Source organism: Janthinobacterium sp. J1-1 (assembly GCF_030944405.1).
GTDB lineage: Bacteria > Pseudomonadota > Gammaproteobacteria > Burkholderiales > Burkholderiaceae_D > Janthinobacterium.
Genome location: NZ_CP132339.1, coordinates 5,279,344 through 5,295,085, shown reverse-complemented (window position 1 = coordinate 5,295,085; position 15,742 = coordinate 5,279,344). Strand labels below are relative to the sequence as shown.

Here is a 15,742-nt window from a genome sequence, read left to right as displayed (position 1 = left end):
AGCCTGCGCCAATGCCGGGCTGATGCTCTCCTTACTGCGCGGATTTGTCCGGATCGATATAGTAGGAACCAGGCGGCGCACCCGGTACCTTGACTCGGAATTTCAGGCCGGACAAGAGCTTGTCCCATAGCGCGATGGCTTCTTCATCAGTCAGCGAGGCGGTTTCGGCCGCCCCCACCATATTGTGGGCAACCTTGGTGTACATCTTGACTTCCAGCACCGACGGATTCGCGATGTCTCTCGGCTTGCCAACCAGTGCCCATTCAAAATCGTGCACGCCATCGGTTCGACGTATCAGGGACTCTTCGCCCTTCCAATGCTGAACCGCGCGCTTGCCTTCTCGTAGCAAGGTGCGTTTGGGATAACTGCTGCCTTGTATATCTTTCGCACCCTGTATGCGATTAAGCAAGGACAATTCTTTGCGCATTTCTGTTTCAAACTGCGCTGGAGGATAGTCGCCGTATGCATCCTTGTTTGAACTGATGGAAAACGTTACATCTGGAAAGCTGGGTAAGTAAAGCCCTGCATTGTCGATCTCCTGCTCTTTATATAAGCGTTCAGCGAAAAATCCGTGTTCAAGACAAAGACCTGGATCTGAAGGTATTTCTTCCAAACCACGGGAGCGAATATTTTTTGCACTAAAAATATGATGGTCGGAAATTTCGCTTTCAGTTTTTCCCTTGCTAACTGCATCACTTATAATAAATGTGTAATCTCCTTTGTTTATAAATGTTCTGAAAAAAAGAAATTTGTCTACTTTTGAAAATTTGCTATCGTAATAGCGAATTTGCCAGCTATTTTCGATTGGTCCCTCTTTATTGTGGGTGATTTCTGCTGTATCGTCTTCAAATAATATTTTTTCAATATCGTATTTTACTTTTGATTGTAAATTTTCAAAATTGTACTTTTCCACATCAATTATTGAGCTGCCTATGATTAGATCTGTTTCTTTTGGTACTTCAATGGCATAACGCCCAAAGCATAATAATTTTGTTTTTAAAAATAGTTTGGAAACTCGAATGCTTTCATTGTTAATTGCAGTCATGGTTTTACCCTCTTGACGCTTTAAGCCAAAATAATTAATTGTGGCTAAAGTTGAAAAAAATAGAAAAAATAGAAAAAATCTAGTGGTATATTTATTCATTGTTCATCCCAGCGTGCTTTCTTTGCCATTTGAATGATCGAGTAGAGCATTGATGCGATTACTTTTGGATCTTTGTAGCTGTTTTGATGCTCGTATCCATCATCTTTTTTTTCGCCATGACGGAAAAGTATCCCATTAATATGTTTGGCTGAATGAAGCGCAGGAACAGTCTCATCACCTGGCTCCAATGCTGGTTGTAATTTTAGTGTTAATATTTTTGAGCCGGCTTGAACAGTAAGAGTTCCTTTCGCATCATCAGTAAGAAGCTTCCACGTTTCTGCCGGAGGTGGGATAAATTTTTTCGAAAAAGACATCAGGCCTCCATCCAATCCTTCAGTAACCTTGAAGACTATTTCGCCATAACTTGGAAATTCTTTTGATTCACAATAGCTGGCATACGTGACTGGATGAAAAGTTTTTTCTATTGATGTGGAAAACTCGAATGCGGATCTCAGCCTATCCATTACTTTTTTTAATCCACCACCTTTTGCTTCTGGAATGTTTGCAGGATTTATCCATAATGGATTGATGAGACGCCACCAGTTGTTGTCTGGTTTTAGATAAATACTATCCAGTGCATTTTGTTTTTCTTGTGGCCAACTCCACAGTATCTGCTCTTTTGTATCAACAACTTTAAGCCAGTTTTTTCCATAAGCTATTCCTGGCATCATTTCAAGAGGGGCAGGTGCATTTGCTAGCACGGCAGTGGCATGTTGGCCATCGATACCAAGAACTTCTGCTTGCATTGTGTTGATCGGCCCCATTTTTTCTTTAAAACCAAAACGCATGCGTTTATATGCACTTGCTGCCCCTATTGTTGGCATTACGTTATGATAAATGCCGAGAATTTTTAAATCTTTATCCTTTAGTAAATTTCCATAGCTTGGATGAATCAATGCTCGCGCGACCAGTCCGCCCATGCTGTGAGTAACAAGTATGACTTCATCGCATTTGAAACCGCACATTTGATATCCTTTAACTAGGCCACGAATGCGTTCGGCTATGATTTTTGCGGAAATAATGTTGCTTTTTATGAAATTATATCCCATTGCATGTACGGGATACCAACAGCGTGATATTTTTCTCAGGTCCTCCTGTCTAACGGGTTCACCTACAGATGCGCCAAATGATTCTGGTTTTTGTAAGACTAATTTTGTGATTTCAGGATATTTTGGATAAAGTTGATAAATAGGTTTTCCAGTCTCTGGATCTTTAGGGTCAGTTTGCCAATGAAGTTTTATGCTGCCTTTTCTAAGGTTACTTTTTTCAATTATATTGTTCATGAAAAATTCCATCTTTTGAAGCATTTCACCGTATGCTCCGGCAAAAAGTACTTCGCTCCATCCGCGCCAGCGTGCTATATGTGCAGGCGTTTCACGTATTTCAGAAGGCACAAATCGCCCAATAACTCCAGGTTTTTGAATGGAATCCACATAAGAATTTTTTTTGCCACTCACAGAAATTAAAGGAGATACTCCAAGAAAGTCGTCTGGTATATTGCTATGGCGTGCATCAGAACCCTTGGTAACATTTCCACCGGGGAAAAATTTTCCATTTTCAGAAGAATATTGATAGTATTCAACCTCAGTTTCATTCGGATCGAAAACCAGTTGCCTATCGCGTGGCGACGCATTTTTGAACCATCCGCCTAAACCGCTACCTGTCGCGACGGCCGCTTTGCCGGATTTGTCTATCATGTCATCTGGCCGCCATGATCGATTATCTGGCCGCTTCAGTTCTTCTTGACGTTTTTTTGTCATTCTTAAATTGCTTCCCATAACCCCCGGCAAAAAAATTATGGGAATTATTTTTTTTGGTGGAACTGTCACGTCATGACGCACCGTGTCTTTTATCTCGGTCAGATTAACCGTATATTCAGCCCAACCACCGACAGTTTGATGAAACTCACCTTGATGATTGCCATCTTCATTGAGGTCGTTATCGTCGCTCATGGCAGTTCTCCCTTATAACGTATGGTGTAGCTGTCCATGCCTTCTCCTTTTTGTATGGGTGTTTGTCCATCGGCGGTACTGATGTCGCTGATTTTGTTGCCGTCTTCACGTATCAGCTCGAAAGCGATATCGGCTGCCGGCTTGCCGTCCACCTCCAGCAAACGGATGGCTTGATCAAAACTGGTATGGGGGCGCTCATTGAACTCCTGCGACACGCTCTTCGGCGCCAAGGTTTCCAGATTGCCGTTGAACAGCACCGGCGACGATGTGAAAAACTGCACTTTGTCGCTGATTTCCAGCATGTGGCTGGCGCCGTGGAGGCGGATGCCTTTCTTGCCTTTGATATTGACCCAGTCCGCTTCGCTGATCAGCGACAGCACTTTGCGGGCGATGATGTCGACGTCGTCGTTGTGGGCTTCGATGGCGATCTTGCCGGAGGCGGCGATCAGTTTCATGCCGGCCTTGTGGACGAAGATGCGCAGGCTGTGGGCCACGCTGGCGAACAGGCTGTGGCCGCTGGCCAGGGCGATGTCCTTGCCGCTGGTCAGCGCCACATGCTCGCTGGCAGCCAGGTGGCTCGATGCCGCGCTGGATAATTCGATGCCGGCCGGGCTGGCCAGGACCAGGTGCGGTTCGGACAGTTCCGGGAACTGTTCGCCGCTGCCCCTGATGGCGGCGTTTTGCTGCTGGATGGCGTCGGCCACGGCGCCTTGCTCGCTGGCGCTGTCCTGGGCGCCGGCGTCGACCGCCATGCCGGCCAGGCCATGCTGCAGTTCCCTGGCCTGCGCCAGGCGGGCCAGGGTGTCGTCGAGCTGTTTTACGGCGCCTGCTCCGCCTGGCGTTTCGGTGGTGATCAACATGCCTTTGCCGGCGCGCAGCGCGCCCCAGGCATTGGTGGCCAGCTCGAAGCCACTGCCGCGCGCTTCCTTGCGGCCGGCATGGTCGTCGATGCGGGCGATATTGCCGAGCGACAGGCGGCTGTCCTGGTGGCTGCTGCGCAGCTGGGCCTGGATGGCCTGCTGCGTATCGTCGAGCACCAGGTGATTGGCGCTGGCGCCGCCCAGTTCGCGGCTGCGCAGGCCGGACAGGGCGCGTTGCTGCGGCAATTGCCAGGGCGGTGGGTTGGCGCCGTTGTACACCACGCCGGTCACGATGGGATGGTCGATATTGCCGTCCTGGAATTGCACCACCACTTCCTGGCCCACGCGCGGCAGCGCGATCTGCCCCATCTGTGCGCCGGCCATCGGCATCATGACCCGTATCCATGGCGAACTGCGCTCGTCGAATTCGCCCAGGCGGTCCCAGTGGAACTGCAGGCGGATGCGGCCCAGCGCATCGGTATGGATTTCCTCGCCGGCCGGGCCGACCACCAGCGCCGTCTGCACGCCGGCCACCAGGCACGGTTGGCTGTTGTAGCCGCGGCCGGGCCGCCAGCGCTGGTCCTTGCGCACGCAAACAAAACGGTTTTCGTAGTGCGAGGGCGCGTCGCTGCCGGCCTGATAATTGTTGCTGGCGACATGTTCGACCGACAGGATCAGGTATTCGCGCGCCTTGACGTCGTCGCCGCGCGGCTCGCCGCGCCGGTATCGCCTTTCCTGCCCGCTGAAATGGCCGGCCAGGGTAAAACAGCGGCCCGCTTGCGCCTGGCGCTGGTTGCCGGCCGCTTCGAAATACTGGCGCAGATGATCGCTTTCCTCCATGCGGCGCTGGGCCAGCCGTTCGCCATGGTCGCCATCCCGATAGCCATAAGAGCCGGTGTTTTGGTACAGTTCGTGCGCAAACACATCGCCCTGGCGGTTCAGTGAATGGCCGGTGGCGCGTTTCGGGCGCGGGTCTTTATAGTCGAAGCTGGCCAGGGTCAGCAGGCCGGAACCGAGCTGGCGCACGGCTTGCCATTGCTGGACGCCATCGTCTTCCATCGAGCCGGCGCCGGCATGAAACTGCATGGCGCCGCCTGATTCGCCATCGATCAGCTCGGCCAGGGTGCTGTCGTCGGCCAGCCACAGTGTATGGCCGTCAGGACGGTGCTCATACCAGTAGTGCCAGCCCAATGCCTCCCAGCGCCGGTGCAGATGGTTGTAGTCGGTTTCATTGTGCTGGTTGGCGCAGGACAATTGCGGATCGTCGCCCTGCAAACAGGTCTTCCAGTCGCGCTGCTGGTAGTGCGCAAACGTGGTTTCGGTCAGCTGTATCACGCTCATGCCGTGGAACGAGACATTGTCCTGGCGCAGCCTGGCAAACGCCAGCCACGGTTGCAGCAGCATGCGGTACCAGGCAAAACCGCCATCGGCGCGCAGCAGGCGGAACTCGCCGACATAGCCGTTGAAATAGCGCAAACTGCCATCGTCGCGCACCATGCCGATGGTCACCATGCGCCCCATCATGGCGCTCAAGGCGACATGGGCGTCGTCGGACAACAATTCCACCTCGAAGCGAAAGTCGCGCGACAGCGCTTCCTGCGCTTGCAGGGAATTGACCAGCAGCACGGTATCGGCGGGACCATCACCATGCGGAAAGTCCAGGCGCAGCAAACGCCGCTCCTGCGAGGCCGGACCGAAGGCGGACAATGCCGCCAGGATGCTGTCGTTCATGCTGCGCTCCGCTATAAAGAGGTGATCAGCCTGGCGCCGCACGCCGTCTTGTCGCCGTCATAGGCATAGGCGCGGCCCTGGTGTCTGGCGCCGGCGCCATCGGGTTGAATTGGAAAGCTGCCCTTGCATTTGGGGCAGACCGTCATGTCGCCGGCCAGCGCCGCCACCACCCCCATCACGCTGGTGCCAGATGATGCGCTGCTGACCTTGCCGCCATGGTCGGTCTTGTCGCCCAGGCGTATCACGCCGCGTCCCTGGTGTTTCATATGGTCCTCGCTTGCCTCAAGAGATAGCGCACTTCGGCGCCGCGCACCTGGCCTTGCCGGTCCGGCAGGAACGTGCTCCAGCCCAGCCGGCGCTGCCTGGCCAGGTTGCCATTCAGTACCATCGGCGTGATGCAGGCGGCACTCAATACCAGCCGTATTTCGACTTGCAGGCTAGGCGCGCCAAACAGCGCCAGCATCTGCGCCAGTGCTTGCGCGCCGTCGCCGTGCGGCAGGAAGCGCTGCAAATCGGCCTCGTCCACCGGCCCCACCTGCAGGCGCACGCGCCGGTCGTGCCGCCACAGGCGCAAGCCGACGGTGGCGCCGTGGCCCAGCACGAAATTGGCGCTGCCAAGCCGGCTCAAGCGGTCCTGCGGCAAGTAATCCCAGGCGCCGGCAAATTGCTCCAGCACCATGGGAATGCGGCAATGGTCGGCCAGCACCTTGACGATCGCATGCGCCGAAGCGGGGCGGTTGCGCAGCAGCCCCGCATACCAGGCCGCCGCATTGGCTGCCTCATTGCCGGCGCGGGCATTGCCGCCGGGCGAGGCGACGCCGGCCAGCGCCAGCAGCATCGGCAATTGATCATCCCTGGCCTCGGTCGCCAGCCGGTGTTCCAGCCGGTATTTGCCGCACGCCTGGTAAAACAGCGTCACCATGCGGTGTGAAAAAATATCGAGGAAGGCCGAAGCGCCATCGTCGCCGGCGGCGAGCTGGCTGTTGGCGATGCCTTGCGTGTAGTGCAGGGGCAGGGCGCCGCTGTTGCCGAGCAGACCGATAAAGGCTGGCGTAATGGCGATGCGGCCATCGTCCTGCTGCGACAGGCGTTCGAGCTGGCTGGCAGGAAAGCCCAGCGACAGGCTGTTTCGAAAGCGCAGCACGTCGTCCAGCGCCTGTGCCGGCGGCACGCCCTGCTGGCGCAGCCAGCGCAGCAGCAGGCCCACCGCCTGCATGAACTGGTAGCGCCAGGGCTCGGCCATCAGGTGCGCGATTACACCAGATATTGCAGGCCGTTTCTTGGTTTGCATCGGATCAGCTCCTCTCCGCTTTGCAGCGACAGCACCACCAGTTCGACAAAGCTGTTGATTTGCACATACAGGCCCAGGAACTGGTCGATGACCCGCACGAACAGATGCAGGCTGGCGCCGACAAACGCCTCTTCGTCGAACGTCAGGCGCACTTCGAGGCCATGCACCAGCGAGGCGCCGCGCGGGTGGCGCAGCCAGGCGGTGGCCGGGCGCTGTTCCAGCGCCACGATGCCGCCTATCTGGCGTTGCGAGGTGGCGCTCTGGGCCAGGTCGTACAGCACCAGCATTTCACGCAGGGCCGGCAACCCTTCTTGCGTCAGCGCATGATGATTCAGTGCCAGGTGCGACACCAGGCGCCAGTGCAAGCCTTGCCCCGGCGCATAGCGGCGCGGCGGGCTGGGCCGGCGCAGCAGCCGCACTGGCGCGCCGCCGCCGCAAGGCTGCAAATCGCCTTGCGGCTGGCCGTGTTTGAGCACCAAAGGCAGGTCGCGGTTGCTGCAGCTCAGCATCAACGACAGGGTGGCTTTTTCCTGGACCAGGGGATTGAAGTCGCCATCGACCAGGCTGATGGTTTTTTCATGGCCGGCGCTCCTGAGCGCCACTGCCGGGTCGTCGCGCATGATCCAGTACGGCCCGGGCTGCGCCGCGCCTTCGCCATGACGCAGGCTGTACAGGGGCCGTACTTCGCTCACGCTGCTGTCGCCGTCGCGCTGGCGCAGCAACTGCACCGATTCAATGCCCAGTACCTCGTAGCCATGCGCGTGGTTGGCGTGGGCCAGCACGGCATACTCGGTTTTCTGCCGCGTGACGGTGACCGGCACGCCGGTTTGCGGGAACAGGTTGATCACGGGACTGCAACCGGGCAGCAGGTTGGCGTTTGACAAACTGGCCAGCATGCGCGCGCTGTCGCCATCGGCCGGCAGGCCCGTCAATACCAGGTGCAGGGTATAGCCGCGACAGCCGGCCGGCAGGCGCGCTTGCAGGGCCGCGGTGTCGATATCGACGAAATTGAATTTTTCCGGGTAGGCAAAATACTCGGCCAGGATGCGGTAGGCGCCATGCGAACGCGCGCCAAACGGCAACAAGGCGTCCGCTTCGGCAAAGCCCACCGGCGCCAGCGGTGGCGCAGGCAAGGCCAGCCATTGCCCGTCGGCGCCTTCGACCCAGGCGCTGGCCGCATGCAGTAACAGCGCGTCGTGCAGCGCGGCGGCAAACGACGGTTCGCCATCGATAAACAGGCGTAGCGTCGGCGGCGGCTTGCCGTCATGTGCGAAGGCGATGCTGATCACCGCGCTGGCGCCCGCCGGCAGACGCACGGCCGGTGGGGCCTTGAGGCGGGTGTCGAAGGTGGCGGCCGTCAACGCCACGTCACCGGCCGCGATATCGTAGACGGCGCTGAAACGGCAGCGCACGCCGCGCACCAGGGGTGCATCCATCAGGCTGCCAGCCGGCAGGCGCAGCACCGTGCCGTCGAGCGCGGGCGGCGCCAGGCGCACGATCGCGCAGGAAGGGAATGGCCGCAAATAGTGGGGAAACAGGGTCTCGAACAGGGCGTGCGTGAATTGTGGATAGTCATCGTCGAGACGCTTCGAGATGCGCGCCGCCAGCAAGGCCACCGATTCGATCAGATGTTCGACGTGGGGATCTTCGCAAGCCTCGCCCGACATGTGCAGCTTGCCGGCGATGCGTGGATAGCGCTCGGCAAATTCCCGGCAATGGCGCCGCAGCAGCACCAGTTCGCGTTCGAAATACGGCAGCAAGGTTTCCATGCCTGTGATGCGCCTGGGCGGCGCCGGTGTCGTGTGGAAGGGCCAGTATCCAAGTGTTTTCCCACAAGCAATTTGCGATTACGCAAAATTCAAGGGCCATTGCTGCGCAAGCTCAATGACTTTCATGCTGGCAACTTCAGACTGGAGGCCAGAGGGCGACCTTCAACCATCACCAAGGAGAGCAGCGTGACATTGCCGTCAAAATTATTATGGTCGGAAGGCCTGGCCATCGGCCCGCAGCAGTTCCAGCAGCTGGACCGGTATCATGAAGCCCGTCTGCAGCGGCTGGTGTCCCTGATCAGCCCGCACCTGTGGGGCGTGCATGCGCTCGGCTGGAATGCCGATGCGCTGACCAACAACAGCTTGCGCGCCGACACCCTGTCGCTGGTGTTCCAGGACGGCGAGATCTATGAAGCGCCGCTCGGCGACGCCTTGCCGGCCGCGGTTGACCTGTCGCAGCTGCCGTCCGACCAGCACAGCTTTACGTTCTACGCGGCGCTGCCGGCCATCAAGGCGCATGGCGGTAACTTGGCGCCGGGCGCGCGCTACCTGCAGGCCGATATCGAAACGCCCGACCTGTACAGCGAAGCCGTCAGCATGCCGGTGGCCTACCTGAAAAAAACCGTCCGCCTGCTGTGGCATGGCGAACCGCTGCATGACTATCTGGCGATACCGCTGGTGCGCCTGCGCCGCGGTGGCCGTGGCGGCTTCGAGATCGATGCCTCCTGGCTGCCGCCGTGCCTGGCCATCAATGCGGACGCGGCCTTGCAAAAGATGCTCGACGCGCTGATCGAGCGCCTGGGCGCGAAAATCGCCTCGCTGTACAGCCGCCACCGGCAGCCGGGTCACCATGCGGTGGAGTTTCACGGCGGCGACATGTCCTCGTTCTGGATGCTCAATACCCTCAGCACGGCGATCGCCACCCTCAGCCATTGCGCCAACCACGGCCGCCACCATCCGGAGCAGCTGTTCGGGCACCTGACGGCGCTGGCCGGCGGCCTGATGACGTTTTCCCGGAAATACGCGTTGAAAGACCTGCCGCGCTACCTGCATGACGACCCCGCGCCCGGCTTCGGCAAGCTGGACTTCATCATCCGCGATCTGGTCGACACCGTGCTGCTGTCGCGCTATTTTCCGATCGCGCTGGAAATCGACCCGGAAAAAAGCACCCACTATCACGGCGTGCTCGATGCGGCACAGGTCAACCTGCAGACCACCTTGTGCCTGGCCGTGAATGCCGAGTTGCCGGCGCTGGAGCTGGTGGCCGTGATACCGCTGCAATTGAAGATTTCCTCACCGGCGCAGATCGACGTGCTGCTGGCGCGCGCCTTGCCCGGCGCCGCGCTGCGCCATATGGCCCAGGTACCGGCCGAAGTGCCGGTACGGCCGCATACCTATTATTTCTCGATCGAAAACAAGGGGCCTATCCATGAAGCGATGCTCAAGGCGCAGGCGATCACCATCTATGTGCCGTCGGGCATCAGGGGGTTGCAGATGGAATTGTTCGGCATCAGTGCCGCCACCCAGTGACAGACCGCGCGGCGGAAGCAAGTTACCTGTTTGATACAAATATGTTTCTTCAAGCAATGGACTTGCCCGCGTTGTTGACGTTATCATGTTTTTGTAAGTGTCGATCAGGCAAGGCGGCACGTGATGACGGACGGGATAGGCATGGACATGGGCGTTGCGGGCAATGCGCCGCGTGGGCTGATGCCTGGCGGTGAAGAACGGTGGACGGCGTTGCGGCGCCGCTGCCGCGCATTGCTGCTGTTGCTCCTGTGTACGGTCCCTGCCGCTGCCGCCGTCTCTTCCGCCCCCCACGCCAGCCTGAACGGCAAGCGCGTGCTGTTTCTCAGCTCGTATGACTATGGCCGGGCCGGCGTCGAATCGTACACGCGCACCTATATGAACGCCATGATGGACGGTGGCCTGGCCAGCGAAGACGTGGTGGTGGAATTTCTCAACCTGAACACCTTGAGCGAACCGGTGCTGCGCACCAAGATGCGCGAATTGTTGCTATCGCGATACAGCGCGGGATCGGGACACCAGGCCGACCTGATCGTCGCCATGCAGCAGCCGGCGTTCGACTATCTGCTGGCCGAGCTGGCGCCGCTGGCGCAAACGACGCCGGTGCTGGCCATCAATACCTCGGGCAAGGCGCTGCCGGCCGGTACCCCTCCCACCATCTGGCAGCAGCAGGCCAATGTCGATTTCGCCGGCACCCTGGCGCAGGCGATGGCGCTGTTCCCGAACACCCGGCAGATCGTGATGGCGGTCGGTGCCAGCGAGGCCGACCAGACCCTCAAGCGCCGCATGCAGCAGGCGGCCCGGGCCTGGCAGGGCAAGGTGGCGCTGCGCTATCTCGATGACCTGACCCTGGCGCAGATGCGCATCGAGGTGGCGCGGCTGCCGCCCGACGCGCTGCTGGTGACGGGCAACGTCAACCGCGACGTGGCCGGCAGCATCGCCACGCCGGTGCAGTTTGCCGGGCAACTGGCGCGGCTGGCCAGTGTGCCGGCCTTTGGCCTGTATAACGCCAATCTGGGACAGGGCATCCTGGGCGGCTCGATACTCGATATTGAACATGCGGCGCGGCAGGTGGCGCGCCTGTCGCTCGATCTGCTGGCCGGCAAGGCGCCGGGTGCGCCGGGCGCCTTGCTGCCGGCCGCGCGCCCGGTGCCGATGTACGACTGGCAGCAGTTGCAGCGCTGGGACGCCGATATCGGCCGTTTGCCGCCGCAGGCCGTGTTCCTGAACCGCCCGCCCAACGTGTGGCAGGAGCACCGTGCGGCCGTGATGGTGGTCGGCGGCGTGTTCCTGATGATGGCGTGTTTGCTGAGCGCCTTGCTGCTGCAGCAGCGCCGCTTGCGGCGCGCGGAAAGCGAGGCGCGTGAAAGCGAGCAGCGTTTCCGCATCCTGGTCGAGCATGCGCCCGAGGCGATCCTGGTGTACGACGTCGACCTGGACCGCTTTGTCGATTCGAACGGCAGCGCGCAGCAGATGCTGGGCATGTCGCGCGAGACCTTGCTGGCCTGCGGTCCGTTCGACCTGTACAGCAGCGAGCAGCCCGACAAGCTGCCGCTGGCGCTGATGGTGGAAGAACATTTGCGCCTGGTGATGCTGGGCGAGACGATCCATGTGGAGCGCAATATCCGCCGTGCCGACGGCAGCGTGTTTCCTGCCGAAGTCAGGATGGTGCGGCTGCCGATGGACGGGCGGCGCCTGGTGCGTGGCGGCATCGTCGACATCAGCGCACGCAAGCGCGCCGAGCAGGAGCTGCTGGGCTACCGCGACCAGCTGGAAGACCTGGTGCAGCAGCGCACGGCCGCGCTGTCGGTGGCCGTCACCGAGGCGCAATCGGCCAACCGCGCGAAAAGCGTTTTCCTGGCCAACATGAGCCATGAATTGCGCACGCCCTTGAATTCGGTGATCGGCTTTTCGCAGATGATGGCCGACTCAAGCAGCATGTTCGAGGAAGAAAAACAGAACCTGGCCATCATCAACCGCGCCGGCCACCATTTGCTCACCCTGATCAACGATATCCTGGAATTGTCGAAGATCGAAGCGGGCCGCATGCAGCTGCAGACCGGGCCGGTGGATTTGAACGGCCTGCTCGACGAGGTGCTGGAAATGGTGCGCATGCGCGCGCGCGAGCAGGGCATCGCCCTGTGCGTGGAACGCGGCAACGTGCCGCCGCTGGTGCGGCTCGACGGCGCCAAGCTGCGCCAGGTGCTGCTCAACCTGTTGTCGAACGCGCTGAAATTCATCGAACGGGGCAGCGTTACCTTGTCGCTCGATTGCCAGCCTGCCGGCGAGGGCCAGGTGCTGCTGGCGTTTGCCGTGCGCGATACGGGCAGCGGCATCGCCGAGGCCGACCTGGAGCGCATTTTCGAACCCTTTGTGCAGGCCGACAGCGCCGCGGCCCAGGCCGGCACCGGCCTGGGCCTGAGTATTTCACGCGAATTCGTGCGGCTGATGCAGGGCCAGTTGCAGGTCGAGTCGCGCCTGGGTGAGGGTTCGGTATTCAGCTTTTCGCTGAGCGCGCCGATCGTGGTGGCGACGTCTGTCTTGCCGATGCTGCCGGGGCGCGTGTGCTGCTTGCCGCCGGCACAGCGTGGCCGTGCGGTGCTGGTGGTCGACGACGATGGCAATTGCCGCAAGCTGCTCTCCGGCCTACTGGCGCCGCTCGGCTTTGTGCTGCAGGAAGCGTGCGGCGGCGCGCAGGCGCAGGCGATGCTTGCCGCGCAGCGCTTTGACCTGGTGCTCAGTGACTGGCGCATGCCCGACATGGACGGCCTGGTGCTGACGCGGTGGCTGCGCGCCCAGGCGAACCTGGCGCAGCCGCGCCTCGCGATCATGACGGCATCGGCTTTTGAAGAGGAAAAACAGGAAGCGCTGGCGGCCGGCGCCGACGCCTTTTTGCGCAAACCGATCGAGCAGGAGCATCTGTTTGCCATGCTCGAACAGCAGCTGGGGCTGCGTTTCCTGCGCGAGGAGGCGTGCGCCGCGCCCGCCGTGGCGCCGCGCGCCGGCGAGCTGCCGGCGCTGACGCATGGCGAACTGATGCTGCTGGCGCCAGGCGAGCGCCAGGCGCTGTTCGAGGCGGTCAGCGCGCTCGACCTGCGGCGCAGCGCCATCGTGCTGGCCAGCCTGGCCACGCGCCTGCCGCAGCTGGCCGCGCGCATGGCCGCCATGCTGGAGCACCACCAGTACCGGCAATTGTGCCTGTGGCTGGCGCAGGATGTCGATGAAGGGCAGGCATGAGCGACGAACAGGTCAAGGGCAAGCCGGGGCGCCTCGGCGGCGTCTCCATCGTGCTGGCCGTCAGCGTGGCGCTGACCTTTGTCGTCACCCTGCTGCTGCTGGTGTTCGCCGTGCTGTTCTACCAGTCCGAGCGCGCGCAGCGCTGGCAGCAGCTGCACCGCACCGTGTCGGTCAGCGCCGACCAGCTGGCGGTGGCGGTCGAACTGCCGCTGTGGAATCTCGATGAAAAGCAGATGCAGGCCATCATGCGCAGCATGCTCGGCAACCGCGAACTGCACGCCATCGCGCTCACGCCGGCGATCGGCAAGGACACCATCATCCTGCGCCGCGGCCTGGGTGGCGCCATCGACAGCCTGGAACTCGAACCGGAAGATCCGTCGCTGCTGGCCGAGCGGCGCATGGTGACCCTGGGCGGCCAGATCATCGGCGCGGTCGCCGTGTACGCCGAACCGTCGGTGCTGCATGCGCAGCTGCGCCAGCGCGCGCTGGCCATCGGCGCCATCATCGTCGCGCTCGACGTGATCCTGGTGGCCAGCATCTGGCTGCTGCTGTGGTGGCTGATGCTGCGGCCCTTGAAGGCCATCGGCCAGTATGCGGCGGCGGTGCGCGCCGGCCAGCCGGTGGCGGCCGGCATGCCGCCCAAGACCTGGTTCCTGGGCGAGCTGCGCACCTTGTACCGCTCGATCCGCGACATGGTGGCGCTGCTCGACAGCCGCTACCGGGCCTTGCAGCGCAGCGAGGAGCGGGTGCAGATGGCCACCGGCGCGGCCAGCATCGGCATCTGGGACTGGAACGTGGCCGGCGGCGAGCTGGAATGGGACGACCAGATGTATGCGCAGTTCAAGGCCGATCCCGCGGCGGGCCTGCCGCCATCCATGATCTGGCGCGCCTCGCTGCTGCCGCAGGATATAGCACCGACCAAGCAGGCGTTGCGCGCGGCGCTCAAGGAAGGCCACGCCTTCACGCATGAATACCGCATCGTGTGGCCGGACCAGTCGATCCGCTATATCAAGGTCGATGCGGTGCTGTTTCGAGACGGCGACGGCAGGCCGATGCGCCTGGTCGGCTCGAACTATGATATCACGGCGCACCGCGAGGCCGAGCTGGAACTGCTGCGCCACCGCCATCACCTGGAGGAGCTGGTGGCCGAGCGCACCGGCGCGCTGTCGGTGGCCGTCAACCAGGCGCAGGCGGCCAACCGGGCCAAGAGCGTATTCCTGGCCAACATGAGCCATGAACTGCGCACGCCGCTGAATTCGGTGATCGGTTTTTCGCGCCTGATGGCCGATTCGGCCCATATGCAGGCCGATGAAAAGCGCAACCTGGCCATCATCCACCGCTCGGGCAAGCATTTGCTCAACCTGATCAACGAGATCCTCGAATTGTCGAAGGGCGAGGCCGGCAAGCTGTCGACGCAGTGCGAGGTGGTGGCGCTGGCGCCGCTGCTGCAGGAAGTGATGGACATGCTCGAGATGCGCGCCGAGCAGCATGGCTTGCCGCTGCGCCTCGATTGCGCCGGCCTGCCGCCGGCGGCGCACCTCGATGGCACGCGCCTGCGCCAGGTGCTGCTGAACCTGATGACAAACGCCGTCAAGTTTGCCGGCCGCGGCACGGTGACCCTGCGCGCGCGCGGCGTCTGCCTGGGTGGCGAGGACTGGAAACTCGACTTTGCCGTCAGCGATACCGGCGCCGGCATCGCCCTGGCGGACCAGCAGCGCATTTTCGAGCCTTTCGTGCAGGCCGACAGCGACGGCCCCAAGGACGGCACGGGCCTGGGCCTGGCCATTTCGCGCGAATTCGTCGGCCTGATGCAAGGCGCGCTGACGGTGGAATCAAAACCGGGGCAGGGCGCGACCTTCCGTTTCACGATTCCGGCGCGCGGCGCGCGCCTGCCGCTGCTGGCGTCGGCCTTGCCGGTCGCGCCGGTGGAGGCGCCAGTGGTGCCCGCGCCCGCGCGCACCTTGCGCGCGCAGGACCTGGCCGCGCTGAGCGCCGACGAGCGCGCGGCGTTGCTGGCGGCGCTGCGCGAACTGAACCTGACGCGCGTGGGGCTGCTGCTGCAAGCCTTGCCGCCGGCCGCGCAAGCGCTGGTCGCGCCGCTGCAAGCGATGCTGGAGCAGCACCAGTACCGCCAGCTGTGTGCGCTGCTGGAGCAGGGTGCCGAGCAGTTGCCGGCGTGATTGTGGACTGACAACATCGGTCCGGATAAAAAAATGCGTAAAAACCCAGCT

The 15,742-nt window shown here is 61.0% G+C and carries 9 protein-coding genes; 3 read left to right on the top strand and 6 right to left on the bottom strand.

The window, feature by feature from the left end:
* Positions 1 to 31 precede the first annotated feature (31 nt).
* Genes Q8L25_RS24220 through tssF form a run of 6 tightly spaced genes read right to left on the bottom strand, consistent with a single transcriptional unit; the run spans position 32 to position 8,747 of the window.
* Positions 32 to 1,144 (bottom strand): T6SS immunity protein Tli4 family protein, encoded by a 1,113-nt coding sequence (locus tag Q8L25_RS24220; protein ID WP_308921836.1) that lies wholly within the window; start codon positions 1,142 to 1,144, stop codon positions 32 to 34.
* Positions 1,141 to 3,096, bottom strand: coding sequence for a hypothetical protein (locus tag Q8L25_RS24215; protein WP_308921835.1), 1,956 nt, complete (start codon positions 3,094 to 3,096; stop codon positions 1,141 to 1,143). The genes Q8L25_RS24220 and Q8L25_RS24215 overlap by 4 nt, the downstream gene beginning before the upstream one ends.
* Positions 3,093 to 5,687, bottom strand: coding sequence for a type VI secretion system Vgr family protein (locus Q8L25_RS24210; protein WP_308921834.1), 2,595 nt, complete (start codon positions 5,685 to 5,687; stop codon positions 3,093 to 3,095). Before Q8L25_RS24210 ends, Q8L25_RS24215 begins: the two co-directional genes overlap by 4 nt.
* Positions 5,688 to 5,698: 11 nt before the next feature.
* Positions 5,699 to 5,953, bottom strand: coding sequence for a PAAR domain-containing protein (locus Q8L25_RS24205; RefSeq protein ID WP_308921833.1), 255 nt, complete (start codon positions 5,951 to 5,953; stop codon positions 5,699 to 5,701).
* Positions 5,950 to 6,978 carry a type VI secretion system baseplate subunit TssG gene (gene tssG, locus Q8L25_RS24200; protein WP_308921832.1) on the bottom strand — a complete coding sequence of 343 codons (1,029 nt, stop codon included), beginning with the start codon at positions 6,976 to 6,978 and terminating at the stop codon, positions 5,950 to 5,952. Before tssG ends, Q8L25_RS24205 begins: the two co-directional genes overlap by 4 nt.
* Positions 6,942 to 8,747 carry a type VI secretion system baseplate subunit TssF gene (tssF, locus tag Q8L25_RS24195; RefSeq protein WP_308921831.1) on the bottom strand — a complete coding sequence of 602 codons (1,806 nt, stop codon included), beginning with the start codon at positions 8,745 to 8,747 and terminating at the stop codon, positions 6,942 to 6,944. The genes tssG and tssF overlap by 37 nt, the downstream gene beginning before the upstream one ends.
* A 186-nt stretch (positions 8,748 to 8,933) precedes the next feature.
* On the opposite strand from tssF, the gene tssK reads away from it, so the two are divergent.
* From tssK to Q8L25_RS24180, 3 genes are all read left to right on the top strand, one after another.
* Positions 8,934 to 10,277 (top strand): type VI secretion system baseplate subunit TssK, encoded by a 1,344-nt coding sequence (gene tssK / locus Q8L25_RS24190; RefSeq protein WP_308921830.1) that lies wholly within the window; start codon positions 8,934 to 8,936, stop codon positions 10,275 to 10,277.
* A 123-nt stretch (positions 10,278 to 10,400) separates the two neighbouring features.
* A complete protein-coding gene (locus Q8L25_RS24185) occupies positions 10,401 to 13,511 on the top strand; it encodes an ATP-binding protein (protein ID WP_308921829.1) in 3,111 nt (1,036 codons plus the stop codon).
* On the top strand, positions 13,508 to 15,691 hold the full coding sequence (locus Q8L25_RS24180; RefSeq protein WP_308921828.1) for an ATP-binding protein: 2,184 nt from the start codon (positions 13,508 to 13,510) through the stop codon (positions 15,689 to 15,691). Before Q8L25_RS24185 ends, Q8L25_RS24180 begins: the two co-directional genes overlap by 4 nt.
* Positions 15,692 to 15,742 lie beyond the last annotated feature (51 nt).

Coding starts and splice junctions, on each gene's coding strand:
- Q8L25_RS24210 (WP_308921834.1), bottom strand. CDS start 5,687: ATGAACGACAGCATCCTGGCGGCATTGTCCGCCTTCGGTCCGGCCTCG.
- tssF (WP_308921831.1), bottom strand. CDS start 8,747: ATGGAAACCTTGCTGCCGTATTTCGAACGCGAACTGGTGCTGCTGCGG.
- tssG (WP_308921832.1), bottom strand. CDS start 6,978: ATGCAAACCAAGAAACGGCCTGCAATATCTGGTGTAATCGCGCACCTG.
- Q8L25_RS24205 (WP_308921833.1), bottom strand. CDS start 5,953: ATGAAACACCAGGGACGCGGCGTGATACGCCTGGGCGACAAGACCGAC.
- Q8L25_RS24215 (WP_308921835.1), bottom strand. CDS start 3,096: ATGAGCGACGATAACGACCTCAATGAAGATGGCAATCATCAAGGTGAG.
- Q8L25_RS24180 (WP_308921828.1), top strand. CDS start 13,508: ATGAGCGACGAACAGGTCAAGGGCAAGCCGGGGCGCCTCGGCGGCGTC.
- Q8L25_RS24185 (WP_308921829.1), top strand. CDS start 10,401: ATGACGGACGGGATAGGCATGGACATGGGCGTTGCGGGCAATGCGCCG.
- Q8L25_RS24220 (WP_308921836.1), bottom strand. CDS start 1,144: ATGAATAAATATACCACTAGATTTTTTCTATTTTTTCTATTTTTTTCA.